The 22232-nt window shown below is 64.7% G+C and carries 20 protein-coding genes; 17 read left to right on the top strand and 3 right to left on the bottom strand.

From position 1 onward, the window contains the following. The first annotated feature begins 77 nt into the window (after positions 1–77). From SE91_RS33595 to boxB, 5 genes are all read left to right on the top strand, one after another. Positions 78–1619: a benzoate-CoA ligase family protein gene (locus SE91_RS33595; protein WP_061850686.1), complete on the top strand. Its 1542-nt coding sequence runs from the start codon at positions 78–80 to the stop codon at positions 1617–1619. Between the two features lie 127 nt (positions 1620–1746). Then, complete coding sequence (locus SE91_RS33590) at positions 1747–2565, top strand: alpha/beta fold hydrolase (RefSeq protein ID WP_061850685.1); 819 nt, start codon at positions 1747–1749, stop codon at positions 2563–2565. A 21-nt stretch (positions 2566–2586) separates the two neighbouring features. Continuing rightward, entirely contained in the window at positions 2587–3111 is a 525-nt protein-coding gene (locus tag SE91_RS33585; protein WP_061850684.1) for a DUF309 domain-containing protein, read from the top strand. Between the two features lie 119 nt (positions 3112–3230). Next, on the top strand, positions 3231–4919 hold the full coding sequence (gene boxC, locus SE91_RS33580; protein WP_061850683.1) for a 2,3-epoxybenzoyl-CoA dihydrolase: 1689 nt from the start codon (positions 3231–3233) through the stop codon (positions 4917–4919). Between the two features lie 133 nt (positions 4920–5052). After that, positions 5053–6489: a benzoyl-CoA 2,3-epoxidase subunit BoxB gene (gene boxB, locus SE91_RS33575; protein WP_061851451.1), complete on the top strand. Its 1437-nt coding sequence runs from the start codon at positions 5053–5055 to the stop codon at positions 6487–6489. 257 nt (positions 6490–6746) lie between these two features. Here the strand turns inward: boxB and SE91_RS33570 are convergent, their stop codons facing one another. Beyond that, positions 6747–7559 carry an SDR family oxidoreductase gene (locus SE91_RS33570; protein WP_061850682.1) on the bottom strand — a complete coding sequence of 271 codons (813 nt, stop codon included), beginning with the start codon at positions 7557–7559 and terminating at the stop codon, positions 6747–6749. An 87-nt stretch (positions 7560–7646) separates the two neighbouring features. After that, a complete protein-coding gene (locus SE91_RS33565) occupies positions 7647–8705 on the bottom strand; it encodes a polysaccharide deacetylase family protein (RefSeq protein ID WP_061850681.1) in 1059 nt (352 codons plus the stop codon). 166 nt (positions 8706–8871) lie between these two features. On the opposite strand from SE91_RS33565, the gene SE91_RS33560 reads away from it, so the two are divergent. The 10 genes from SE91_RS33560 to phoB all read left to right on the top strand — a co-directional run bounded on the left by SE91_RS33560 (position 8872) and on the right by phoB (position 18811). Then, entirely contained in the window at positions 8872–10266 is a 1395-nt protein-coding gene (locus SE91_RS33560; protein ID WP_061850680.1) for an OmpA family protein, read from the top strand. Positions 10267–10268: 2 nt separating this feature from the next. Continuing rightward, the gene (locus SE91_RS33555; RefSeq protein ID WP_060738012.1) at positions 10269–10571 is read left to right on the top strand and encodes a hypothetical protein; all 303 of its coding nucleotides are present in this window, start codon (positions 10269–10271) and stop codon (positions 10569–10571) included. A gap of 424 nt (positions 10572–10995) precedes the next feature. Next, on the top strand, positions 10996–12051 hold the full coding sequence (locus SE91_RS33550; protein WP_061850679.1) for a putative bifunctional lysylphosphatidylglycerol flippase/synthetase: 1056 nt from the start codon (positions 10996–10998) through the stop codon (positions 12049–12051). Between the two features lie 33 nt (positions 12052–12084). After that, positions 12085–13383, top strand: coding sequence for an ATP-binding protein (locus tag SE91_RS33545; RefSeq protein WP_060737312.1), 1299 nt, complete (start codon positions 12085–12087; stop codon positions 13381–13383). Positions 13384–13528: 145 nt separating this feature from the next. Continuing rightward, on the top strand, positions 13529–14542 hold the full coding sequence (pstS, locus tag SE91_RS33540) for a phosphate ABC transporter substrate-binding protein PstS (protein WP_008540997.1): 1014 nt from the start codon (positions 13529–13531) through the stop codon (positions 14540–14542). 153 nt (positions 14543–14695) lie between these two features. After that, positions 14696–15685, top strand: coding sequence for a phosphate ABC transporter permease subunit PstC (gene pstC, locus SE91_RS33535; protein ID WP_060737311.1), 990 nt, complete (start codon positions 14696–14698; stop codon positions 15683–15685). A 4-nt stretch (positions 15686–15689) separates the two neighbouring features. Continuing rightward, positions 15690–16535, top strand: a complete 846-nt coding sequence (gene pstA / locus SE91_RS33530) for a phosphate ABC transporter permease PstA (RefSeq protein ID WP_008541001.1) — start codon at positions 15690–15692, stop codon at positions 16533–16535. Then, positions 16532–17353, top strand: a complete 822-nt coding sequence (gene pstB, locus SE91_RS33525) for a phosphate ABC transporter ATP-binding protein PstB (RefSeq protein WP_008541003.1) — start codon at positions 16532–16534, stop codon at positions 17351–17353. Before pstA ends, pstB begins: the two co-directional genes overlap by 4 nt. An 11-nt stretch (positions 17354–17364) precedes the next feature. Then, a complete protein-coding gene (gene phoU / locus SE91_RS33520; RefSeq protein WP_008541005.1) occupies positions 17365–18081 on the top strand; it encodes a phosphate signaling complex protein PhoU in 717 nt (238 codons plus the stop codon). Positions 18082–18103: 22 nt separating this feature from the next. Beyond that, positions 18104–18811 carry a phosphate regulon transcriptional regulator PhoB gene (phoB, locus tag SE91_RS33515; RefSeq protein ID WP_008143479.1) on the top strand — a complete coding sequence of 236 codons (708 nt, stop codon included), beginning with the start codon at positions 18104–18106 and terminating at the stop codon, positions 18809–18811. Between the two features lie 240 nt (positions 18812–19051). On the opposite strand, the gene SE91_RS33510 is transcribed toward phoB, so the two are convergent. Next, positions 19052–19564 (bottom strand): GcrA family cell cycle regulator, encoded by a 513-nt coding sequence (locus tag SE91_RS33510; RefSeq protein ID WP_008541008.1) that lies wholly within the window; start codon positions 19562–19564, stop codon positions 19052–19054. Between the two features lie 469 nt (positions 19565–20033). On the opposite strand from SE91_RS33510, the gene SE91_RS33505 reads away from it, so the two are divergent. Next, positions 20034–21242, top strand: a complete 1209-nt coding sequence (locus SE91_RS33505; RefSeq protein WP_061851450.1) for an aspartate aminotransferase family protein — start codon at positions 20034–20036, stop codon at positions 21240–21242. Beyond that, positions 21242–22165 (top strand): ornithine carbamoyltransferase, encoded by a 924-nt coding sequence (gene argF / locus SE91_RS33500; RefSeq protein WP_061850678.1) that lies wholly within the window; start codon positions 21242–21244, stop codon positions 22163–22165. Before SE91_RS33505 ends, argF begins: the two co-directional genes overlap by 1 nt. The last annotated feature ends 67 nt before the right edge of the window (positions 22166–22232 follow it).

The following is a 22232-nucleotide window of genomic DNA, read 5'->3' as shown; positions in this document are numbered from 1 at the left end:
AGTGCCTGATGGCATTGACAGCAAGCCGTCGCAGTGTCTTTCTATGAATTATAATTCTAAATTCTGGGGAGACGTCCGTGAGCGAGGGATCCTACAACGCGGTGACCTGGCTGCTCGACCGTAACGTCGAGGAGGGCAGGGGAAGCAAGCTCGTCTTCGACGACACCGTCTCGCGGCTCACCTATGGCGAACTCCAGCACCAGACGCGACGCGCCGCCAACATGCTGCGCCGGCTCGGCGTCCGCCGCGAGGAACGCGTGGCGATGATCATGCTGGATACGGTCGATTTTCCGATCGTGTTCCTGGGCGCAATCCGCGCCGGCATCGTGCCGGTGCCGCTCAACACGCTGCTCACCGCGGATCAATACGCCTACATCCTGGCCGACTGCCGCGCGCGCGTGCTGTTCGTGTCCGAAGCGCTCTATCCCGTCATCAAGGACGTCGTCGGTCGCATGCCCGACCTCGAGCATGTCGTGGTCTCCGGCGCCAAGCAGAACGGCCACAAGCAACTCGCCGAGGAGATCGCCGGCGAGAGCGACCAGTTCACCACCGCGGCGACGCATCTGGACGAGCCGGCGTTCTGGCTCTATTCGTCAGGCTCGACCGGCATGCCCAAGGGCGTCCGCCATCTGCACTCCAATTTGCAGGCGACCGCCGATACCTACGCCAAGCAGGTGCTCGGCATCCGCGAGAGCGACGTCTGCCTCTCCGCGGCAAAGCTGTTCTTCGCCTACGGTCTCGGCAACGCATTGACCTTCCCGATGTCGGTCGGCGCCAGCGTGATCCTGAACAGCGAGCGGCCGACGCCGGCGCGCATGTTCGACCTGATGAACCGCTACAACCCGTCGATCTTCTACGGCGTGCCGACGCTGTTCGCGGCCATGCTCAACGACGAGACGATGAAGACCGAGCGCGGCGGCAAAAACTTGCGCATCTGCACCTCGGCCGGCGAGGCGCTGCCGGAATCCGTCGGCAACAGCTGGAAGGCGCGCTTCGGCGTCGACATTCTCGACGGCGTCGGCTCAACCGAGCTGCTGCACATCTTCCTGTCGAATGCGCCCGGCGACATCAAATACGGATCGTCCGGCAAGCCGGTGCCCGGCTATGCGGTGCGGCTCGTCAACGAGGCCGGCCAGGACGTCGCCGACGGCGAGGTCGGCGAGCTCCTGGTCGATGCGCCCTCCGCCGGTGAAGGCTACTGGAACCAGCGCCACAAGAGCCGGCGCACCTTCGAGGGCCCGTGGACGCGCACCGGCGACAAATACGTTCGTGACAGCGACGGCCGCTACACTTTCTGCGGCCGCGCCGACGACATGTTCAAGGTCTCCGGCATCTGGGTTTCGCCCTTCGAGGTCGAGAGTGCACTGATCACGCATCCGGCCGTGCTGGAAGCTGCCGTCGTGCCCGAGGCCGATCCGGAAGGCTTGCTCAAGCCAAAGGCCTTCGTCGTATTGCGGCCCGGCGCCAAGGCGAGCGACCTGCAGGAGATGTTGAAGGAGCACGTCAAGCAGAAGATCGGCCCCTGGAAATATCCGCGCTGGATCGACGTCGTGGACTCCCTGCCGAAGACCGCGACGGGGAAGATCCAGCGGTTCAAGCTGCGGGAAGGGGCGAATTAGTCAGCCACGTGCAACAGGCCGTCATGGCCGGGCTTGTCCCGGCCATCCACGTGCGGCCGCGAACGAGGAAAGACGTGGATGCCCGGGTCAAGCCCGGGCATGACGACTGAGAGAGAAGAGCGCAAACATGACCAACCTCACCCCTACCGGTTTCCTCAGCATCGGCAACGCCAGCCTCGAATACAAATGGCTGGCGCCGCAATCCGCCGACGCTCCCACCATCGTCATGCTGCATGAAGGCCTCGGCTCCGTCGGCCTTTGGGGCGATTTCCCGGAAAGGCTCCAGCAAGCCACGGGCGCGGGCATCTTCGTCTATTCGCGCGCCGGCTACGGCCAGTCGAGCAAGGTGACGCTGCCGCGTCCGCTCGATTACATGCAGCGCGAAGCGTTGGACGTGCTGCCCAAGCTCCTCGACGCCATCGGCTTCAAGCGCGGCCTGCTGCTCGGTCATTCCGACGGTGCCTCGATCGCGACGATCTATGCCGGCGCGCATCAGGATCATCGCCTCAGCGGTCTCGTGCTGATCGCGCCGCATTTCATCGTCGAGGACATCTCGGTCAAATCCATCGCCGCGATCAAGACGACGTTCGAGACCACGGACCTCAAGGCAAAGCTGGCGCGCTGGCATCAGGATGCCGACAACGCCTTCTATGGCTGGAACGGCGCCTGGCTCGATCCGAAATTCCGCGACTGGGATATCTCCGAATACCTCGCCTATGTCCGCGTTCCCGTCCTGATCCTGCAAGGCGAGAACGACCAATATGGGACATTGCGTCAGGTCGAAATCGCGCAGGAAGAGTGCTACTGTCCGGTGGATTTTAAAGTCATTTCAGAGGCGGGGCATTCCCCGCATCGTGAAGCGCCGGGGGCGACGCTTGACGCAATCGAGCAATTTGCAAGCGCGGCCCTGCGCGACGATCAGGGGCTTCAGGGACGCGCCGCATGATGTTGCGGGGGTGCACCTTCAATGAGTGTGCCTTCGAACGCGAGCGGGCCGCTGCGGTGGCCGCAATGGGCCTATGTGCCGGGCGAGACCGGTGCGCCCGATGCCGATGGCGAGACGCTGGACATCGCCAAGGCGCTGGTGCCTCCGGCGTTCCGCGGCCATGTGCCGGCGCGCCACCCGGCGCTACGGTACGGACTTGCTCTCAACGATCGCGGCTATTTCTGGGAAGCGCAGGAGGTGCTGGAGGCCGTATGGGCCGCAGCCCCGCAAGGCGGCCGAGAGCGCATTCTGCTGCGCGCCTGCGTCCACATCGCCAATGCCAATTTGAGGCTGCGGATGCAGCGGCCGCACTCGGCCGCGCGCCTGTTCGGGGATGCGCTCGGCGAATTGCGCATGCTGAAGTCCCGCAAGGCCGCAGCGGCCGGCGACGGCTTCGTCGAGACCTTCCCGGTCGCGGCCCTGATCGCACTGTTGCAAGCCAAGCTGGGCCGTTCAGAGCTCTCCAAGGCCGATTGGATCGCGCTCGGGGCGATCGTGCGCTCGTAAGTGCGTTCATGAAACAAAGTGCATGTGGTGGCTGTTAACGACTAGACGCGTTCAAAAAGATGCACTATTGTGCATCTAACACTACGACGACAATGCATAACCAAGCTCAGGGATGACCCATGGCCGGGGAAGATCGGCGCCTTGCAGGCGGCGCGACATTCATCGATTTCCAGACCGAACCCTCTCGCTACAAGCACTGGAAGCTCGCGGTCGAGGGTGACGTCGCGACGCTGACCATGGACGTCGACGAGAACGGCGGCCTGTTCGAGGGCTATCTCCTCAAGCTCAACTCCTACGACCTCGGTGTCGACATCGAGCTCGCCGATGTGATCCAGCGGCTTCGCTTCGAGCACCCGGAGGTGAAGGTCGTGGTGATGCGCTCGGCCAAGAACCGCGTGTTCTGCGCCGGTGCCAATATCCGCATGCTCGCCGGCTCGACGCACGCTCACAAGGTCAATTTCTGCAAGTTCACCAACGAGACCCGCAACGGCATGGAAGATTCTTCCGAGAATTCCGGCCAGCGCTTCATCACCGTGGTGAACGGCTCCGCCGCCGGCGGCGGTTATGAGCTGGCGCTTGCGACCGATCACATCATCCTCGCCGATGACGGCTCGTCCGCCGTGGCGCTGCCCGAGGTGCCGCTGCTCGCGGTGCTGCCGGGCACCGGCGGTCTGACGCGCGTCGTCGACAAGCGCAAGGTGCGCCGCGATCACGCCGACTTCTTCTGCACCATCGAGGAGGGCGTGAAGGGCAAGCGCGCGGTACAATGGCGTCTCGTCGACGAGATCGCGCCGAACTCGAAGCTCGAGGCCAAGATCGCCGAGCGTGCCAAGGAGTTCGCAGGCCAATCGAAACGCAAGGGCAGCGGCAAGGGCATCGCGCTGACGCCGCTCAAGCGCGTCATCGACGAAAACAGCATCCGCTACGGCTTCGTCACGGTCGATATCGACCGCACGGCGCGCATCGCCACGATTTCGATCAAGGCCTCCGAGACCGCACCGCCAGCCGACATCGATGGCATGATGGCGCAAGGCGCTGCGTTCTGGCCGCTCCAGGTCGCGCGAGAGATCGACGACGCCATCCTGCATCTGCGCATCAACGAGCTCGAGATCGCCATGCTGGTGTTCAAGAGCCACGGCGATCGCGCTCATGTGCTCGCCAGTGATGCTTTCCTCGAAGCCAACAAGGCGCACTGGCTGGTCAACGAGATCAGGCATTATTGGAAGCGCGTGCTCAAGCGCATCGACGTCACCTCGCGCACGCTGGTTACCCTGGTCGAGCCCGGCTCCTGCTTTGCCGGCACGCTCGCCGAACTCGTCTTCGCTGCCGACCGCTCCTACATGCTGATCGGCACGCGCCAGGGCGACAACCGTCCGCCGCCGTCGATCGAACTCTCCGCAATGAATTTCGGCCCGTATCCGATGAGCCATGGGCTGACGCGGCTGGATTCTCGCTTCCAGGCCGATCCGTCCGACGTGGAGCGCGTCGAAGCAACGCTCGGCACCGCGCTCGACGCCGAGCAGGCGGAAGAGCTCGGCCTCGTCACCTTCGCGCTCGACGACATCGACTGGGACGACGAAGTCCGCGTGTTCCTGGAGGAGCGCGCCAGCTTCTCGCCCGACAGCCTCACCGGCATGGAAGCGAGCCTGCGCTTCGTCGGTCCCGAGACGATGGAATCGAAGATCTTCGCGCGGCTGACTGCGTGGCAGAACTGGATCTTCCAGCGCCCGAACGCAGTCGGCGAGGAAGGCGCTCTGCGCCGCTATGGCAGCGGTCAGAAGCCGAAATTCGATATGACGCGGGTGTAACGACATTCACTGCGTCATGGCCGGGCTTGTCCCGGCCATCCACGTCCTTCGCTCGAATAAGCAGGAGCGTGGATGCCCGGCACAAGGCCGGGCATGACGGAAAGAGATCGCAAGGAGCACGGCCATGAACATCATGAACGTCGACTACTCGACCAAGATTCCGAACAACGTGAACCTCGCCGAAGACCGCCAGGTGCTGAAGGCGCTGGAGGGATGGCATCCCGGCTACATGGATTGGTGGAGCGACATGGGGCCGGAAGGCTTCCAGGAATCGCTGGTCTATTTGCGCACCGCATACTCGGTCGATCCGCGCGGCTGGGCCAAGTTCGACTACGTCCGCATGCCTGAATATCGTTGGGGCATTCTCCTTGCTCCCCAGGAAGAAAATCGCGTCGTGCCGTTCGGCGAGCATTATGGCGAGCCGGCCTGGCAGGAAGTGCCGGGCGAGCATCGCGCCATGTTGCGCCGCCTGATCGTGATCCAGGGCGACACCGAGCCTGCCTCGGTCGAGCAGCAGCGCCATCTCGGCAAGACCGCGCCCTCGCTCTACGACATGCGCAATTTGTTCCAGGTCAATGTCGAGGAAGGCCGCCATCTCTGGGCGATGGTCTATCTGCTCCAGAAATATTTCGGTCGCGACGGCCGTGAGGAAGCGGATGATCTGCTGCGCCGCCGCTCCGGCGATGCCGATGCGCCGCGCATGCTCGGCGCCTTCAACGAGGCGACGCCGGACTGGCTGTCCTTCTTCATGTTCACCTATTTCACCGACCGCGACGGCAAGATGCAGCTGCACTCGCTCGCGCAGTCGGGCTTCGATCCCTTGTCGCGCACCTGCCGCTTCATGCTGACCGAAGAAGCGCACCACATGTTCGTCGGCGAGACCGGCATCACCCGCGTCGTGCAGCGCACCTGCGATGCCATGCGCGAAGCCGGCATCACCGATCCCACCGACATCGCCAAAGTCCGTGCGCTCGGGGTGATCGACCTTCCGACCATCCAGAAAAAGCTGAACCTGCACTACACGCTGTCGCTCGACCTGTTCGGCTCGGAGGTCTCGACCAACGCCGCCAACGCCTTCAATGCCGGCATCAAGGGCCGCTATCACGAGACCCAGATCGAGGACGATCACCAGCTCAAGAACGCCACCTATCCCGTGCTCAAGTTCATCAACGGCGAGATCAAGCTGGTGGACGAGCCGGCGCTGACCGCGCTCAACATGCGCCTGCGCGACGATTACAGCCAGGATTGCGTCAAGGGCATGCTGCGCTGGAATAAGGTGATCTCGACCGCGGGCTACGACTTCAAACTGACGCTGCCCAACGTCGCCTTCCATCGCCACATCGGCGAATTCAAAGACATCCACGCCACGCCCGACGGCATCTTGATCGACGAGGCGACCTGGGCCAAGCGCAAGGACGAATGGCTGCCGTCGACCGCTGACGGCGACTTCATCACCTCCCTGATGCAGCCCGTCACCGAGACCGGCAAGTTCGCGTCCTGGATCTCGCCGCCGAAGGTCGGCATCGACAACAAGCCCGGCGATTTCGAGTATGTGAAGATCGAGTCGTAAGGGGCGCGGCTTGACGTTCGCGCGACACAAATGACGTCATCACCCGCGAAAGCGGGTGCATGACGGCGAGTATGGGACGAGGGAGATGGGTCCCGCGTCCCAGTGTTTTGCCCGACGAGTCAACATCATCGCAGCCGTGAATGGCATCGCCGCACGGCTTTGAAAAACCCCTTATTGTTCAAGGGGCATCCTACTGTGCATGGGGTTGTTTTCGGCGTTTGGTTCGGAGCCCGCTGCGTGCGGCGGAAATCGCCCGATCAATCGCTGTCCCAGCCGCTCCCCTTGATGCCCGGGTTCGCATAAACGATCCCGCCATCCACCGCGATGGTTGCGCCCACCACGTAATCGCCCGCACGCGACGCCAGATAGATCGCGGCGCCAGCCATGTCCTCGTCGGTGCCGATGCGGCCCACCGGCACGCGGGTCGCGACCTCGTCGGCATGATCGCGCGCGGCGCGGTTCATGTCCGACTTGAACGGGCCGGGCGCGATCGCCGTGACCACGATGTGGTCGGGGGTGAGCTTCACCGCCATGCGCCGCGTCAGGTGGATCAGCCCGGCCTTGCTCGCCGCGTAGGAATAGGTCTCGCCCGGATTGACGAAGATGCCGTCGATCGAGGCGATGTTGATCACCTTGGCCGGCCGCTCCGCGCTCGCGGATGCGCGCAGCGTCGGCGCCAGTGCCTTGGTCAGGAAGAACGGCGCCTTCACGTTCAGGTTCATCACCTTGTCCCAGCCGCTTTCCGGAAACTCGTCGAAATCCGCGCCCCAGGCCGCGCCCGCATTGTTGACGAGGATGTCGAGCTTGGACTCGCGCTTGTTGTATTCGCTCGCCAGCAGCTCGGCGCCGGCAACCGTCGAGATGTCGATCGGCAGCGCGATGCATTCGCCGTCATATTGCGCGGTGAGCGCCTTGGCGGTCTCCTCGCAGGGGCCGGCCTTGCGCGCGGTGATGTAGACCTTTGCCGCGCCGGCGCTGAGAAAGCCCGCCGCGATCATCTTGCCGATGCCGCGCGAGCCGCCGGTGACGAGCGCAATGCGGCCTTTGAGCGAGAACAGGTCGTTGAACATGATGCCTCCCTTGGTTGGCGCCCGTTGTGTGCGGGGCGGGCAGGGGAGTCAATCGCGTCGTCGTCCTGGCGAAAGCCAGGGCAACGGCTACGCCGCCGCAATCCGGCGAAAGCCGTTCCACATCGCGGTCGCGGCGCCCGAGGTGAGCACCGGCAGGATCCGCGCGTCCTGGTAGTTGCCGTTGAGCGAGACGCGCGGCAGCGCGGTCATGTGGCCGGCGTTCTCGGCGAACAGCATGCCGGGGCGCGTGGTCACCGCGGTCTTGAAGCCCGCTGCCGCAGCGAGTGCGAATTCGCGCTCGCCCGCCGCGTCGCGGTCGCCATAGGGATAGGCGAAATGCAGCACGGGCCGCTCCAATGCCTGCTCGATCCGGGCACGGCTCACCGCCATCTCCCGCGCGGCGATCTCTTCGGTCTGTTTGGCGAGATTGCTGTGGCTCACGGTATGGGCGCCGATCGTGACCAAGGGATCGGCGGCCAATGTCTTCACCTCGTCCCACGACAGGCAGAGGCTGCGGCACAGCGCTTCCATGTCGACGCCGTAATTCGTGCAGAGGGCTTCGATCTCGCGCTTGAGGTCGTGCTCGCCCGGCAACGCGCGCAGCCAGTCGTGCAGGCGGCCGAACGCCGCCTGCTTGGCGGCGGGTGTCGATGCATCGAGCCGCAGTGCGGAGTGGCCGATCCGCACGTCGATCTGGTCGGTCTTGGCGATCACCGCTTCCAGTGCGATCCACCACAGGCGTCCGGTGCCCTCGGCGAAATCGCTCGCGACATAGACGGTCAAAGGCGCGTCAAATTCGCGCAGCACCGGCAGCGCATGCTCCAGATTGTCGCGATAGCCGTCATCGAGGGTGAAGGCGGCGAAGCGGCGTTCGAACCGGCCTTGCGCCAGCCGCTCATGCAGCTCGTCCATGCTGACGATGTCGATGTCGCGCGAGCGCAAGTGGCACAGCGTCGCGCGCAGGAAATCGGGGGTGACTTCGAGATGCCGGTTCGGCTGGAACGCAGCCTCGCGGGCGGGCCGCACGTGATGCAGCATGAAAATGGCGCCGACGCCCGATAGCAACGGGCGCAACAAATGGTGCGCCCCGCTGAAATAGAGCGCTTCCAGCCCGGCGCGGATGACGTTGTTGCGGAGTTGTTTCATTGCAGGCTGGCGGACCCCCGGGCATTCCACCCACAACTTACGGAAGGACCCTTGAAGAAAAAGTTATTCCGGTTGTCCACGCAGGCCCACCGGAAGGGTCCCATTTCCGGTTTGACAGCCTGCCAAGGGTTTGTTTTGTCTCCGGTTCCAGAGTTCGGGTCGTCGAATGCAGAAGCTTTTCAGGTGGGCCAGCAAATGGTGGCCGGGGCTGATTCCCCTGGCCGTGATGTGGGGATTTGCGGCCTGGAATAATACCTTGCCGGTCGAGGCGGACCTGTCGGCCCGCAGCGCGGCGGCGCTGAAGGATACCGTTCTGGACAAGACCCGGATCGCGGTCGATGGCCGCGATGTCAGCCTGGCCGCGGAGGCCTTCTCCGAGGAGGGGCGCCGCGACGCCGTGATGGCGGTGGAGACCGTCCCGGGCGTGCGGCTGGTGGATGACCGGACCCGACTTGTTCCCGAGGCCAAGCCCTTCGTCTGGAATGCCGAACGCGATGTGGTGCGGGTCACCCTCTCGGGTTCCGCGCCGCTGCCCTCGATGCGTGCGCGGCTGACCGAGGCGGCGCGCAAGGAGGTCGCCGGCGTCGAGGTCGCCGATCAGATGGGTCTGGCGCGGGGCGCGCCTCCGCGGTTCGAGGCCGCCGCGACGTTGCTGCTCGACCAGATCGGCAAGCTCAAGGACGGCAAGATCACGATCACGGACACCAAGGTCAATCTGTCGGGCATGGCGCGCGAGCTCGGCGGCCGTGAGGCGATTGCGGCCGCACTGAAGAACCTGCCTGAGGGTTTCTCGATTGCCGCCAACGACGTCAAGGCGCCGCCCTACATCTTCCAGGCCTACAAGGATCCGGTGGCCGCAACGGTGACGTTGACCGGCTATGTCCCGGACAACGCTGTTCACGCCGCGATCGCAACCAGCGCCTCGCGAAAGTTCTTCAACGAGAAGGTCGTCGACAGCCTCAAGGCCAGCATCGGCGCGCCCGGCTCCTTCAACACCGCCGTGATCGCAGCGCTCGGTGCGCTGTCGCGGCTGTCCACCGGCACGCTCGTGGTGTCGGACCGCGAGGTGAAGCTGTCGGGCGATGCGCTCTATGAAGGCGCCGCCAACGACATCCGCGCCGGGCTTGGCAAGGATTTTCCGAAGAACTGGCAATACAAGCCGGAAATCACGGTGAAGCCTGCGGCCGGCCCCGTCGACGGCACCGTGTGCCAGCAATTGTTCTCGGACCTGCTGAATAAGGGCAAGATCCGCTTTGCGGCGAAACGCGCCGACATCGATCCGGATTCGGCCGGCATTCTCGATCACCTGATCGAGACGGCGCTGCGCTGCCCTAACGTCAATGTCGAGATCGCCGGGCATACCGATGCCGAGGGCGAGGACGGCTTCAACAGGGCTCTCTCGGAGAAGCGCGCCCAGGCGGTGATCGATTATCTGGTCAAGGCCGGGCTGCCCGCCAGCCGCTTCACGGCGGTTGGTCACGGCAGCACGCAGCCGCTCGCCGGCAACGACACCGACGAAGGCAAGGCGCAGAACCGCCGCATCGAATTCCTGGTGAGGTGATGATGCCCTATCTCGTCTCGTTCCACATGGGCTGGCTGATCGGCTCGCTGCTGCTGGGCTTTTGCATGGGCTGGATCTCGGTGGTTCAGCGCGGCAACGGCACCTCCAAGGTGACCGCACGCTGGCTCGCCGCGCTTGCCGCCGGTCTGGTCGCGGCTTCGCTCGCGCATGTCGTCCCCGGCCGCTTCGGCTATTGGCTCGACCTCGGCCTGATCATGTTCGCCTGCTATCTCGTCGGCTGTACCATCGGCGCGTGGCTGCGCGACCGCGTGGTGTCGAGGAGCACCCCGCCGGCTGCCCTGTGAGCGGGGCGCGCGTCGGCCGCGGCCTTTCGGCGCATCGGAAACCCGTAAACGACCGGGCAATGCCCCTCTTTCAACAGGCAGGGGTGCCCCATAGATTGACGTCGACTTAAGCCGTGACGGAACATTGTCTGCGCGAAATCATCAAAACTTCATGGCGCCTGCGCAGGATTGCCAAGGAGATTCGCGTCACGCCTTGCCGCCGAAAGGGTCAAATCGTGCAACAGGAGCCAGAACCCTGCCTAAAATATTGAAGGCACGTGTTTTTGTTCGAATTGGCGAATTCCACTTCGCCCCAAAACGCGCTAGTGGAGGGACAGGGGGCATGCGCGATACCGTAGCCGGCGGCAAGGGTTCGTTGGGTGCCTGTGCGTCGTCCGCCTGTCTGCCGGCCACCCTGGCCGCTGAAGCGTTGTTCGAGGTCTAGATGCTGGAAGCCATACGCAGAGCGATGACGTTTCTGCGCGAGAAGCAAGTCCTGCATAAGCTTGGAGTTGTGATCAGCGTCGCGGTCATCGGCATCGCTTGCTATGTGCTGTACCACATGCTGCGAGGCATCGATCGCAACGAGGTCGTCGAGGCGATCAAGAGCACCGAGCCGAGTCAGATTGCGATGGCGGCGCTGTTCGTCGCCGCTGGCTATTTCACCCTGACCTTCTACGACCTGTTCGCCACGCGCGCGATCGGCCACCCCCACGTTCCCTATCGCATCAATGCGCTCGCCGCCTTCACCAGTTATTCAATCGGCCACAATGTCGGCGCATCGGTCTTCACCGGCGGTGCGGTGCGCTACCGCATCTATTCGGCCTATGGGCTGAATGCGATCGACGTCGCCAAGATCTGTTTCCTCGCCGGCCTGACCTTCTGGCTCGGCAACGCCGCCGTGCTCGGCCTCGGCATCGCCTACCATCCGGAGGCCGCCGCCTCGATCGACCAGCTGCCGGCCTGGCTGAACCGGACGCTGGCGCTGATGATCATCGTGGCGCTGATCGCCTACGTGGTCTGGGTCTGGACCCAACCGCGGGTGGTCGGCCGCGGGCCCTGGACCGTGGTGCTGCCGGGCGGCCCGCTGACGCTGCTCCAGATCGCGATCGGCATCGTCGATCTCGGCTTCTGCGCGCTCGCCATGTACGTGCTGGTCCCGGACGAGCCCAATCTCGGCTTCGTCGTGGTCGCGGTGATCTTCGTCTCGGCGACGCTGCTCGGTTTCGCCAGCCATTCGCCGGGAGGCCTTGGCGTGTTCGACGCCGCCATGCTGGTCGGCCTCTGGCAGATGGACCGGGAGGAGCTCCTGGGCGGGATGCTGCTGTTCCGCGTCCTCTATTATCTGGCCCCCTTCGTCATATCTGTAATCTTGCTGACGTTTCGCGAAGTTATGATCGGCGCACGTTCGAAGCGCTTGCAGCAGGCGGCGCTCAAGCTCGATCCCGGTCCGGCGCGTGAGGCCGCCTATGTGAGAGAGCGCAGCGACGGCGGCGCCTGACCGGCGCAAGCCCTGAAGGAGAAGCCCTCCCCGATGGCGATCGACGCCCCATCTTCTCCCAACGCCCAGCCCTGGTCCGATCGGTTGCGGCACTCCACCATCATCCTGATCGCCGCGGCGCTGGCGCTGTCGGTGGTGGTCTCGCTGGGCGAGTTGTCGGCGCTGCACGCCGCCCTCGTGTTCCTCTGCATCGCCGCGGCGGCGCTGATCCCCTGGCGTCTGCACGATCCCGCCGCATCGCGCGACGACGTCAGGCGCATCAACCCGGTCGAGAGTGCGGCGGTGGCTGCCGTCGTCGCCGGCATGCCGGATCCCGCAGTGCTGCTTGACCGCGCCGGCCGCGTCATCCATCTCAATGCCGCCGCCGCCCAGCTCGCGCCGGCGCTGCGCAGGAACGAGCTCGCCCAATTTGCGCTGCGCTCGCCGGAGATCATCACGGCCTTGCGCGAGGCGATCGCGACCACCGAGCCGCGGCGCGCGACCTATCTCGACCATGTCCCGGTCGATCGCTGGCTGGAGCTCATGATCACGCCGGTGCCGGTGCCGACCAGCTTCGGCGGCGCCGACAAATGCATGCTGATGACCTTCCACGACCAGACGCCGCTGCGGCGCGTCGAAGAGATGCGGGCCGATTTCGTCGCCAATGCCAGCCACGAGCTGCGCACTCCGCTCGCTGCCTTGTCCGGTTTCATCGACACCCTCCAGGGCCAGGCCAAGGACGATCCGAAGGCGCGCGAGCGCTTCCTGGGCATCATGCACAACCAGGCCACCCGCATGGCTCGCCTGATCGACGACCTGCTCTCGCTGTCGCGTGTCGAGCTCTCGGCCCATGTCCGCCCCGACACCCTGGTCGACCTGCTGCCGATCATCCGCCAGGTCGCCGACGGGCTCGAGCCGCTGGCGCGGGAACGCCAGGTCGAGGTCGAGACCCATCTGCCGGACGCCCCGGTGATGATCGCAGGCGACCGTGAGGAATTGCTCCGCCTGTTCGAGAACCTGATCGAGAACGCGCTCAAATACGGCGCCTCGGGCGGACGCGTCATCGTGTCGCTGACCTCGACATCGGCCACTGATGGAACTCAGGAAATCCGGGTCATGGTCCGCGATTTCGGCCCCGGCATCGCGCCCGAGCATCTGCCGCGGCTGACCGAGCGCTTCTATCGGGTCGATGTCGGCGACAGCCGCTCGCAAGGTGGAACCGGCCTCGGATTATCGCTGGTGAAACATATTCTTAACCGTCATCGCGGCCGCCTCCTGATCGAAAGCGTGCCCCGCCAGGGTGCCACTTTCACCGCCTGTTTTCCCCAGGCCAAGTCGCAGGCCGTGACCTGAAAATCAAGCGATTCCAGTTGCTTGAGGGTGTCATCCAGCTGTCACGAAACCTTCGTAAAAGCACAGCCGACCGCTCCTAAAGGGGCGGGCGTGGGGAGCGCGATCGGGCGCGGATGGCGCTTCGCTCCCCTGTATGGAGACCAGCATGAATTTCCTCAAAACTATCGTCGCTGCTGGCTTGGTCGCCGCATCGGCGACGGCAGCCTTTGCTGCCGACATCACCGGTGCCGGCGCGACGTTCCCGTTCCCGATCTATTCGAAGTGGGCTGACGCCTACAAGAAAGAGACCGGCAATGGTCTGAACTACCAGTCCATCGGCTCGGGTGGCGGCATCAAGCAGATCCAGGCCAAGACCGTGACCTTCGGCGCCAGCGACGCGCCGCTCAAGGCCGAGCAGCTCGAGAAGGACGGTCTCGTGCAGTGGCCGATGGTGATGGGCGCCATTGTTCCCGTCGTCAATCTCGAGGGCGTGAAGCCGGGCGAGCTGGTGTTCGACGGCGAGACGCTGGCCAGCATCTATCTCGGCAAGATCACCAAGTGGGACGACGCCGCGATCAAGAAGCTCAATCCGAACGTGAAGCTGCCGTCGGACGCCATCACCGTGGTCCGCCGTTCGGACGGTTCGGGCACCACCTTCAACTTCACCAACTACCTGTCCAAGGCCAGCGCGGACTGGAAGAGCAAGGTCGGTGAGGGCACCGCGGTCGAGTGGCCGGTCGGCGTCGGCGCCAAGGGCAACGAAGGCGTGTCGGGTAACATCAGCCAGACCAAGAACTCGATCGGCTATGTCGAGTACGCCTATGCCAAGCAGAACAAGCTGACCTACGCCGGTCTCGTCAACAAGGCCGGCAAGCCGGTGCAGCCGACCGTCGAAGCCTTCCAGGCGGCCGCCTCCAACGCCGACTGGTCCAAGGCCCCCGGCTACTACGTCATCCTGACCGACCAGCCCGGCGACAAGTCCTGGCCGATCACGGCGGCGACCTTCATCCTCATGCACAAGTCCGCCACCGACAAGGCTGCCTCGCAGGAGGCCATCAAGTTCTTCCGCTGGGCCTTCAAGAACGGCGGCAAGATGGCCGAGGACCTCGACTACATCCCGATGCCGGACAGCGTCGTCCAGCAGGTCGAGAAGACCTGGGCTGCCGAAATCAAGAGCTGAGGCTCTCCTCTCGCGTCCGGAGGCGGCGGAGCCTGAACTGCTGGGCCGCTGATCCGCAAGAACCAAGCCCCGGATGGGCTAGCGCCGCATCCGGGGCACCGGACCAAAAACAAGCGTATACATAAACGGGTACAGGGGATCGGCGTGGCAGAGATGGCCGTTCAGAGCGATGTAATCGACGACGCCGGACCGTATGATCGCGCCAAGGCTTTGAGCGCGTTCAAGCTCGGCGACGTCACCTTCTACTGGATCACGCGGCTTTCCGCGATCTCGGTGCTGCTTATCCTCGGCGGCATCATCATGTCCTTAATTGTCGGAGCCTTCCCCGCGATCAAGGAATACGGCCTGCCGTTCCTGTGGACGCAGCGCTGGGCGCCGTCGGCCGATCCGCCCGTGCTCGGCGCGCTCGGGCCGATCTACGGCACGCTCGTCACCTCCTTCATCGCGATGCTGATCGCCATTCCGGTCGGTCTCGGCATTGCGATCTTCCTCACCGAGCTCTGCCCGCAATGGCTGCGCCGCCCGATCGGCATGGCGGTCGAGCTGCTCGCCGGCATTCCCTCGATCATCTACGGCATGTGGGGCTTCTTCGTGCTCGGCCCGTTCCTGGCCAACACGTTCCAGCCCTTCATGATCAGGGTCTTCGACGGCGTCCCCGTGCTGGGCGCTATCTTCGCAGGGCCTCCGTCCTACCTCAGCCTGTTCAACGCGGCGCTGATCCTCGCCATCATGGTGCTGCCCTTCATCACGTCGATCTCGGTCGACGTGTTCAAGACGGTGCCGCCGGTGCTCAAGGAAGCCGCCTACGGCGTCGGCTGCACCACTTGGGAAGTCGTCCGCAGCGTGGTGATCCCCTACACCCGCGTCGGCATCATCGGCGGCGTCATGCTGGCGCTCGGCCGCGCGCTGGGCGAGACCATGGCGGTGACCTTCATCATCGGCAATTCGTTCCGCATCTCCTCCTCGATCTTCGCGCCGGGCACCACGATCTCGGCGGCGATTGCTTCCGAGTTCGCCGAAAGCGACGGCCTGCACCAGTCCGGCCTGATCCTGCTCGGCCTCTTGCTGTTCGTGCTGACGTTCTTCGTGCTCGCGGCCGCCCGGTTGATGCTGCTGCGCCTGGAAACCAAGGCGGGGAAGTGAAGCCATGAACCCGATCTATTTACGCCGCCGCCGCTGGGACATCGTCATTCGCGGCCTCTGCATCGCAGCCGCAGCGTTCGGCGTCACCTGGCTCGCGCTGATCTTGGCAACACTGCTTTACAACGGCCTTGCCGGGCTCAACCTCCAGGTCTTCACCGAGAACACGCCGCCGCCCGGATCGAACGAGGGCGGTCTGCTCAACGCCATCGTCGGCTCGCTCATCATGACCGTGATCGGCGTCGGCATCGGCGCGCCGCTCGGCCTGTTCGCCGGCACCTATCTCGCCGAGTACGGCCGCAACGACAAGCTGACCTCGGTGATCCGCTTCATCAACGACATTCTCCTGTCGGCGCCCTCGATCATCATCGGCCTGTTCATCTACGGCGCGGTGGTGGTGCCGATGCGGGGCTTCTCGGCCATCGCCGGCGCGCTGGCGCTCGCCGTCATCGTGATCCCGGTCGTGGTGCGCACCACCGAAGACATGCTGCTGCTGGTGCCGAACCCGCTGCGCGAGGCGGCCTCCGCGCTCGGTCTGCCGCGGTCGCTGGTGATCAAGCGCATCGCCTATCGGGCCGCGCGCTCCGGCCTCATCACCGGCGTGCTGCTGGCGACTGCCCGCGTCGCGGGCGAGACCGCGCCGCTGCTGTTCACGGCGCTGTCGAACCAGTTCTTCAGCCTCGGCCTGAACAAGACGATGGCCAACCTGCCGGTGACCATCAACAACTTCGTGCAGAGCCCCTACGAATATTGGAAGCAACTCGCCTGGAGCGGCGCGCTGCTCATCACTCTGACTGTGCTTGCCCTGAACATTGGCGCGCGCATCCTTGGCGCCGAGAGGACTGCAAAATGAGCGAAATGTCTGTTTCCGTCAGTGCGCCGACCGTTCACCCCGGCTCGCAGCCGTTGCCCGAGGCGCCCGCCAAGGTCACCGCGCGCAACCTGAACTTCTATTACGGTGAGCACCACGCGCTGAAGAACATCAATCTGGCGCTCGGCACCAACCGCGTCACGGCGTTCATCGGCCCGTCGGGCTGCGGCAAGTCGACCCTGCTGCGCATCTTCAACCGGATGTACGATCTCTATCCGGGCCAGCGTGCCACCGGCCAGCTGTTGCTGGATCAGACCAACATCCTCGATCCCAAGCTCGACCTCAACCTGCTGCGCGCCCGCGTCGGCATGGTGTTCCAGAAGCCGACGCCGTTCCCGATGACGATCTACGAGAACATCGCCTTCGGCATCCGCCTCTACGAGAAGATCTCGAAATCCGAGATGGATGATCGGGTCGAGAAGGCGCTGCGCGGCGGCGCGTTGTGGAACGAGGTCAAGGACAAGCTCAACGCCTCCGGCCTGTCGCTCTCCGGCGGCCAGCAGCAGCGTCTCTGCATCGCGCGCACCGTCGCGGTGCGGCCCGAGGTGATCCTGTTCGACGAGCCCTGCTCGGCGCTCGATCCGATCTCGACCGCCAAGGTCGAGGAGCTGATCCAGGAACTGTCCGAAAATTACACGATCGCGATCGTCACCCATAACATGCAGCAGGCGGCCCGTGTCTCCGACAAGACCGCCTTCATGTATCTCGGCGAGCTGATCGAGTTCGACGACACCAGCAAGATCTTCACGTCGCCGAGCGACCGGCGCACGCAGGATTACATCACCGGCCGGTTCGGCTGAGGAGACGGGACATGGGTTCTGAACATACCGCAAAGGCCTTCGACACCGACCTCCAGGAGCTCACCCGCCTGGTCGCCGAGATGGGGGGCATCGCCGAGCGCATGATCGTCGACTCCGTCGACGCGCTGATCCGCCGCGACGTCGCACTCGGCCAGCGCGTCGTCACCATCGACGCCGAGCTCGACGCGCTGCAGAAGCGCATCGAGGAGCGCGCCGTGCTCACCATCGCCCGCCGCCAGCCGATGGCGGTCGACCTGCGCGAGATCGTCGGCGCCATGCGCGTCGCGACCGATCTGGAGCGCATCGGCGACCTCGCCAAGAACATGGGCAAACGCGTCGCCGCGCTGGATGCGGACTTCCATCCGCTGAAGCTGTTTCGCGGCCTCGAGCACATGACCGACCTCGTGCAGCAGCAGGTCAAGTCGGTGCTGGACGCTTATGCCGCGCATGATCTGCCGGCGGCGATGGCGGTGTGGAAGGGCGACGAGGAGGTCGACGCCATCTGCACCTCGCTGTTCCGCGAGCTCCTCACTTATATGATGGAGGATCCGCGCAACATCTCGTTCTGCATCCACCTGATGTTCTGCGCCAAGAACATCGAGCGGATCGGCGACCACGCCACCAACATCGCCGAGACCGTGTTCTACATGATCGAGGGTCAGGCGATGACCGACAAGCGGCCGAAGGGCGACATGACGACCTTCGCCACGACGGTCCCGAATACCTGACGACTTAAGGAGCGACGACCACATGGGCGCACGCATTATGGTGGTTGAAGACGAAGAAGCTCTCACCGAGCTTCTGCGCTACAACCTCGAAGGCGACGGCTATGACGTGGAGACGGTGATGCGCGGCGACGACGCCGACACCCGCCTCAAGGAACACATCCCCGATCTGATCGTGCTCGACTGGATGCTGCCGGGGCTGTCAGGCATCGAGCTGTGCCGGCGTCTGCGCACCCGTCCCGAGACCAAGCAGCTGCCGATCATCATGCTCACCGCGCGCGGCGAGGAGAGCGAGCGGGTGCGGGGTCTTGCGACCGGCGCCGACGACTACATCGTCAAGCCGTTCTCGGTGCCGGAGCTGCTGGCGCGGGTGAAGGGCCTTCTGCGGCGGGCAAGCCCGGAGCGGCTCGCCACTGTGCTGGCCTATGGCGACATCGAGCTCGACCGCGACAAGCGCCGCGTCGCGCGCTCGGGCCGGCCGATCGATCTCGGCCCGACCGAGTATCGCCTTCTGGAGTTCTTCCTGGAGCATCCGGGCCGCGTGTTCTCGCGCGAGCAACTGCTCGACAGCGTCTGGGGCCGCGACATCTACATCGACGAACGCACCGTCGACGTCCATATCGGCCGCCTGCGCAAGCTGCTCAATCTCGGCCGCGAGCAGGACCCGATCCGCACGGTCCGCGGTGCCGGCTATGCGCTCGACGATCGGTTTGCGAAGGCGGAGCAGACGTAAGGTTTTTGAGTTTGTTCGCTGGCAGCTGTGGCTACAATCTCAGCTGTCGTCCCGGGGCGCGCGCAGCGCGAACCCGGGACCCATAACCACAAGACGTGGTTTGACGACGACTCGGTGTGACCATCTCGCGCAACAATTGCGCCCTTGGGTTATGGATCCCCGCGTTCGCGGGGGTGACACCGAGCAATTGGAGCCGTCATCGCGCGACGGCTGCTGTCCTTGCAGTCAGTTAAACCCCGCTCACCGCGTGCTCGGCTTGGCCGGCGCGCGCCGGCGATCCGCTGCGGGCTGATAGGCGACGCGCGAGTGCTGGGCGCAGTAGGGCAGGCCGGAGAGCGCCTTGCCGCCGCAGAAGAAGAAATCCGGGCTCGAGGGATCGCCGACCGGCCAGTGGCAGGTCGCCTCGTTCAATTCCAGCAGCGACAGCCGCTGGCTCATCGGCACCACGTTGTCGTAGGTGACGGGCTCTGCCTCGACCTCGACCTCGAAGGCCTGCGCCAGCGCGGTGTTGCCGCGCGAGATCGGACGGGTCACCCGCATCATGTGCTGCGCCGGGCGTGCCTTGCGCGGCCGCGGAGCGGCCGAAGACGGACTCTTGGCGCGGCCGGACAGGCCGAGCCTGTGCACTTTGCCGATCACGGCATTGCGGGTCACATTGCCGAGCTCAGCCGCGATCTGGCTGGCCGAAAGTCCGGCCTCCCAGAGCTTTTTCAGCTGCTCGACGCGATCATCGGACCAGGTCAAAACCGTCATTGCACCCTTTCCCTCGCTGCGCGCCGCCATCCTGGGGCCTCGCAGCGAATGCCTAAGCCTTGAAAAAACCCGTGCCGCCAGAATCCCTTAAGGCTCGCCGGGCGCGCAACGAGCGCCCGAACGTTTACGCCGGTACATGAGGACTCTTGGGATCAGAACCGCTGCACGAGATGTCGTATCTGACAGTCCAAACGCTACAATATGGCGTGACTCCCGCGCAAGAGTCCGCCGACTCGCTTCCACATGTTCCGTGGTGAAAACCCCGCAAAATCGGCACCGCAAGACTACGGAATCAGCGTTTCGCGAGGCTTTCCGGGCGGCATTGACACCCGTCTTGCCAGGCATAAGATAGTGCCGCGTGCCGCCCTTAAAAGGCGGCACGTTTCGTTTTCCGGACCGGTCAATGGTGCGCTGCGCAAGGCATGCCAGGCAGGTCTCAACATTCAAATGCAACATCCAAGTGATGGTCATGACCAACAGCGCCGCGCCGCATCTGCTTCCCGTTTTCGCCAGGGCCGACCTTGGTTTCGAGCGCGGCGAAGGCTGCTGGCTGATCGCGACCAATGGCGATCGCTATCTCGATTTCACCTCGGGTGTTGCGGTGAACGCGCTCGGCCATTGCCATCCGGCGCTGGTCAAGGCCTTGCAGGAGCAGTCGACGAAGCTCTGGCACATGTCGAACCTGTTCCAGAGCCCGGATGGCGAGAAGCTCGCCGTGCGCCTGTGCAACGAGAGCTTTGCGGACTTCGTGTTCTTCTGCAATTCCGGCGCCGAGGCGCTGGAGGGTGTGATCAAGCTGGTCCGCCACCATCACTTCTCCAAGGGCCATCCGGAACGCTATCGCATCATCACCTTCGAAGGCGCCTTCCATGGCCGCACGCTGGCGACGCTGGCCGCGACCGGATCTGCAAAATACCTCGAAGGTTTTGGTCCGCCGATGGACGGTTTCGACCAGGTCCCGCATGGCGACATCGAGGCCGTGAAGAAGGCGATCGGCCCGCAGACCGCTGGCATCCTGATTGAGCCGATCCAGGGCGAGGGCGGCGTGCGTTCGTCGACGCCCGCCTTCCTCAAGGCGCTGCGCCAGCTCTGCGACGAGAAGGGTCTTCTGCTCGCTTTCGACGAGGTGCAGACCGGCATGGGGCGTACCGGCGATCTCTTCGCGCACCGGCGCACCGGCGTCACGCCCGACGTGATGTCGCTCGCCAAGGCGCTCGGTGGCGGCTTCCCGATCGGCGCGGTGCTCGCCACGGCGGAGGCGGCTGCCGGAATGGGGCCCGGCTCACACGGCTCGACGTTCGGCGGCAATCCGCTCGCGATCTCCGCTGCGAACGCCGTGCTCGACGTCATGCTCAAGCCCGGCTTCTTCGATCACGTGCAGAAGATGTCGCTGCTGCTCAAGCAGAAGCTCGCCTCCGTGATCGACCGCCACCCCGATATCGTCAGCGAAGTCCGTGGCGAAGGTCTGCTGATCGGCATCAAGGCGGTGGTGCCTTCGGCTGATCTCGTTGCCGCCTTGCGCAACGAAAAGCTGCTCACGGTCGGTGCCGGCGACAATGTCGTGCGCTTCCTGCCGCCTCTGATCGTCACCGAAGCCGAGATCGAGGACAGCGTCGGGCGGCTCGAGCGTGCTTGCGCTGCGATCTCGTCCAGTCAGACCAAGCGGGCGGCAAGCTGATGAGCAAGTCGCCGAGACACTTCCTCGACATCAACGAGCTCCCGTTGTCGGAGCTCAAGCGCATGCTCGCCGCATCCTCCGCCATGAAGGCGAAGCAGAAGGCGCATCAGCCGGTCAGGCCGCTCGAAGGCAAGACGCTGGCGATGATCTTCGAGCGTCCTTCGACGCGGACGCGGGTGTCGTTCGACGTGGCCATGCGCCAGCTCGGCGGTGAGCCCATCATGCTCACCGGCGCCGAGATGCAGCTCGGCCGCGGCGAGACCATCGCCGACACCGCGCGCGTGCTGTCGCGCTATGTCGACGCCATCATGATCCGCATCCTCAATCACGAGGCGCTGCTGGAGCTTGCCGCCTATGCGACCGTGCCCGTCATCAACGGCCTGACGCGCCGTTCGCATCCCTGCCAGGTGATGGCCGACCTCATGACCTACGAGGAGCATCGCGGCCCGATCGAGGGCAAGACGGTGGCCTGGACCGGCGACGACAACAACGTGCTGGCGTCCTGGGCGCACGCCGCCGAGCGCTTCAAATTCCAGCTCAATGTTGCGACGCCTCCGGAGCTCGCACCCAAGAAGGTGATGCGCGACTGGATCAAGGCGACCAACGCGCCCATCGTGCTCGGCACCGATCCGGAAGCCGCGGTGAAGGGCGCCGACTGCGTCGTCACCGACACCTGGGTGTCGATGGGCGACAAGGAGGGCGAGCATCGTCACAACGTGCTGAAGCCCTACCAGGTCAACGGCAAGCTGATGTCGCTGGCCAAGCCCGACGCGCTGTTCATGCACTGCCTGCCGGCCCATCGCGGCGAGGAGGTCACCGACGAGGTGATCGACGGCCCGCAATCGGTCGTGTTCGACGAGGCCGAAAACCGCCTGCACGCGCAAAAGGGCATCCTGGCCTGGTGCTTCGACGCGGTGAAGTAGCACCGGTGGAAGCCCGGCGACCGCCTTGCACACACTGTCGTCCCGGACAAGCGCCGCACAGCGGCGC

Origin of the sequence: Bradyrhizobium sp. DOA1, from assembly GCF_001593325.1 — a bacterium.
Classification (GTDB): Bacteria; Pseudomonadota; Alphaproteobacteria; order Rhizobiales; family Xanthobacteraceae; genus Bradyrhizobium.
Note: the sequence above shows the minus strand (reverse complement) of the source record. Positions and strands in the feature narration are given on the sequence as shown.

What these genes read in the sequence shown, in the direction of transcription:
- phoU (WP_008541005.1), top strand. Translation starts at nt 17,365, where the DNA reads ATGGGTTCTGAACATACCGCAAAGGCCTTCGACACCGACCTCCAGGAG.
- SE91_RS33550 (WP_061850679.1), top strand. Translation starts at nt 10,996, where the DNA reads ATGCTGGAAGCCATACGCAGAGCGATGACGTTTCTGCGCGAGAAGCAA.
- pstB (WP_008541003.1), top strand. Translation starts at nt 16,532, where the DNA reads ATGAGCGAAATGTCTGTTTCCGTCAGTGCGCCGACCGTTCACCCCGGC.
- SE91_RS33555 (WP_060738012.1), top strand. Translation starts at nt 10,269, where the DNA reads ATGCCCTATCTCGTCTCGTTCCACATGGGCTGGCTGATCGGCTCGCTG.
- SE91_RS33585 (WP_061850684.1), top strand. Translation starts at nt 2,587, where the DNA reads ATGAGTGTGCCTTCGAACGCGAGCGGGCCGCTGCGGTGGCCGCAATGG.
- SE91_RS33545 (WP_060737312.1), top strand. Translation starts at nt 12,085, where the DNA reads ATGGCGATCGACGCCCCATCTTCTCCCAACGCCCAGCCCTGGTCCGAT.
- pstC (WP_060737311.1), top strand. Translation starts at nt 14,696, where the DNA reads ATGGCCGTTCAGAGCGATGTAATCGACGACGCCGGACCGTATGATCGC.
- SE91_RS33570 (WP_061850682.1), bottom strand. Translation starts at nt 7,559, where the DNA reads ATGTTCAACGACCTGTTCTCGCTCAAAGGCCGCATTGCGCTCGTCACC.
- boxC (WP_061850683.1), top strand. Translation starts at nt 3,231, where the DNA reads ATGGCCGGGGAAGATCGGCGCCTTGCAGGCGGCGCGACATTCATCGAT.
- SE91_RS33590 (WP_061850685.1), top strand. Translation starts at nt 1,747, where the DNA reads ATGACCAACCTCACCCCTACCGGTTTCCTCAGCATCGGCAACGCCAGC.
- pstS (WP_008540997.1), top strand. Translation starts at nt 13,529, where the DNA reads ATGAATTTCCTCAAAACTATCGTCGCTGCTGGCTTGGTCGCCGCATCG.
- SE91_RS33505 (WP_061851450.1), top strand. Translation starts at nt 20,034, where the DNA reads ATGACCAACAGCGCCGCGCCGCATCTGCTTCCCGTTTTCGCCAGGGCC.
- phoB (WP_008143479.1), top strand. Translation starts at nt 18,104, where the DNA reads ATGGGCGCACGCATTATGGTGGTTGAAGACGAAGAAGCTCTCACCGAG.
- pstA (WP_008541001.1), top strand. Translation starts at nt 15,690, where the DNA reads ATGAACCCGATCTATTTACGCCGCCGCCGCTGGGACATCGTCATTCGC.
- boxB (WP_061851451.1), top strand. Translation starts at nt 5,053, where the DNA reads ATGAACGTCGACTACTCGACCAAGATTCCGAACAACGTGAACCTCGCC.
- SE91_RS33565 (WP_061850681.1), bottom strand. Translation starts at nt 8,705, where the DNA reads ATGAAACAACTCCGCAACAACGTCATCCGCGCCGGGCTGGAAGCGCTC.
- argF (WP_061850678.1), top strand. Translation starts at nt 21,242, where the DNA reads ATGAGCAAGTCGCCGAGACACTTCCTCGACATCAACGAGCTCCCGTTG.
- SE91_RS33510 (WP_008541008.1), bottom strand. Translation starts at nt 19,564, where the DNA reads ATGACGGTTTTGACCTGGTCCGATGATCGCGTCGAGCAGCTGAAAAAG.
- SE91_RS33560 (WP_061850680.1), top strand. Translation starts at nt 8,872, where the DNA reads ATGCAGAAGCTTTTCAGGTGGGCCAGCAAATGGTGGCCGGGGCTGATT.